This is a genomic window from Lunatimonas salinarum, from assembly GCF_017811155.1.
Classification (GTDB): Bacteria; Bacteroidota; Bacteroidia; order Cytophagales; family Cyclobacteriaceae; genus Lunatimonas; species Lunatimonas salinarum.
The window spans coordinates 1-2,366 of record NZ_JACVCV010000058.1; the positions used below are offsets into that span (position 1 = coordinate 1).

Sequence of the window (2,366 nt, forward strand, 5' to 3'; positions counted from 1 at the left end):
TACAAAAAGCTACAATGGCAGCAGGTGTTGTAGCCATGAGCGTTGGTTTATTCAACTCGTTTGATGCTGAGGCAGATGGAGGGTGTCAATTTGTTTGTTGCCAAAGGATTGGCGCTTATTGCCAAGATAAAGAGGGAAATGCTTGGGCTGATTCTATTAAAATTGACGGAACAACTACTTGTACTGGGCATGAAGGTTAAAAATTGCTATTGTGGTGCTGGTGAAAAATTCCAGCACCTATTTATTATGATTAAAAACTGTTTTTATTCATTGAAATACGTTGTCCTATTAGTTTTATTGGGATGTTCTGATCCCCAACAGTATTCAGTTTCCAATGAAAAATCATTTGGTAGATCTGATGTTACCGCCACTGCACTTACTGGTGAAAAATTTCAATACGATGAGATTTTGATGCCGAGAAGCATATTATACAAACAAGGTAGGCTAATAATCTCGGATAGATCCGGAGATAACTACCTAACCCATATTGTAGAAGGCAGTAATATGAAATACCAGTTCCCAATGGGGAAAATTGGCTATGGGCCAAATGAAATGTCACATGTCTGGACCATTGAAAGCGGTTTCGATCCAGATAGATTTTGGGGATATAGCATTATGGATAAGATTTTCTCGCAATATCCACTCAAAGACACACCGGAGCGCCATGCTATAAAACAAATCAAACAGCAAGAAGACTTTTTCCTAGCTATGGGCCTCACTTGGAGTTCAGATACGAGTTTAATGACCTATTTGGTGAGTGGAGAGGAAAGATTTATGGAGTTTGGAATTGACGGCAAAAGGATCAAAGGGTATGGCAAATGGGAGGGCTTAATTCCAGGTGATTATTCAGACTACATAATAGCGTCAGTTCATCAAGGTAAACTCAGCGGAAATCCCACCGGAGATAAATTTATTAAAGCATGTATTTTTAGAGACCGAATTGAAATACTCGACAAAAAGTCTGAAAATATTATCGCTGTAAATGGTCCAATAAATCATATCCCTGAATTTTCTATAGTTGGGTCTGGCACCAATGAATCCATCGCAATAAAGGAAGATCAACCTTTCGGCTATTTGGATGCTTATTTTGGAGAAAAAAATATATTTGGCTTATACAGTGGAAAATCTCATGTTGATAAAGAAGCACTTGGAGAAGGCGAAACGGAGATTTTTGTATTTGATATTGATGGGAACATACAGGAAATATTGACTTTAAACACTCCTATTATTTCCTTATCGGTAGACGAATTAAACCAAAAAATCTACGGAATTACAGTTGATCAAGAACCGGGTGTGGTGGTTTTTAACTGGTCTCAAAGTGCTTTTTAAAAATATCGTCTATCTAACACTCGCAAAACGAATTCGTTAACGGTAGATAGACTATTCTGGAATTGGATTTTGATGAAAATGGTTAAAACAGAAAAAAGAGTTTGACGGAGGATTACATCGATACGGAATTTATCACAATGTGACGGATCACATTAAAATCTTCCAACATTTTCACCAATAGGGTAAGTAATCGTCTAAAATCTATATAGTGAGTTACTATATATATACAGTAATATATGGTAGATTTTGCAAACATAAATTTGGAGTAACTGATATTCTGTGAAAAAATATCAATCTTTACACATCAACGTTAACCGTAGCAGAATTAAATGGAAATAAAGAATTTGAGCCTTGTCAGAAAATGAATTTAGAAAAAAGTTATACTGGTTTTCAACTGAGGATAGTCCAGAAATTTCTGTTATAATTTACCCTACCGAAATTGACACCTATGGGGAAAAATAAAGAATTTACCGTATGCTTTTTAGTTTTAAGCAACAGAACTTCCTTCTCATTGATCGAAAAATATAAGGAGGTGTACTCAGCGACACTTGGAATGGGCGACACCATTCTACTCTACCACTTGTCGGCGAAAAAAAAGTCAGAGGAATTGAATAAATTTAAAACCTTTACCTTTTCAGATGACATTCTAACATCACTTAACTATTTTCCATTAGGCTTTACATTAGTTCCAGGAAGTAACCATTTCCCCTTACTGAAATTCTACCTCTCCCACCCGAATTACGATTACTATTGGTGCATAGAAGATGACGTTGATTTCTCGGGGGATTGGAGCGCATTTTTTGAGGAATTTTCCTCAGTGGACGCTGACTTTATCAGCAGCCATATTAGGCGCTACCAAGACGAGCCTGAGTGGCCCTGGTGGTCAGCCCTGGCCCATCCGTATTTTGTGATCCCCTAGGAACAACGCATCTGCTCCCTTAACCCAATCTACCGGATTTCAAGAGCCGGTTTAGAGTTACTCCACAAGGCACTTTCAAGCAACAAACCTGCCTTTTCTCTCATTTGGTATGCCATCG

General features: G+C 37.7%; 3 protein-coding genes. All 3 read left to right on the forward strand.

The features are described from left to right. Window positions 1–200, forward strand: a 200-nt coding sequence (locus IAQ59_RS21765; protein WP_209332965.1) for a hypothetical protein, incomplete at its 5' end; no start/stop codon positions are given. Beyond that, window positions 190–1,329: a BF3164 family lipoprotein gene (locus IAQ59_RS21770; protein WP_209332966.1), complete on the forward strand. Its 1,140-nt coding sequence runs from the start codon at window positions 190–192 to the stop codon at window positions 1,327–1,329. The genes IAQ59_RS21765 and IAQ59_RS21770, both read left to right, overlap by 11 nt. Window positions 1,330–1,777: 448 nt before the next feature. Further along, complete coding sequence (locus IAQ59_RS21775; protein ID WP_209332967.1) at window positions 1,778–2,248, forward strand: DUF3405 domain-containing protein; 471 nt, start codon at window positions 1,778–1,780, stop codon at window positions 2,246–2,248. The last annotated feature ends 118 nt before the right edge of the window (window positions 2,249–2,366 follow it).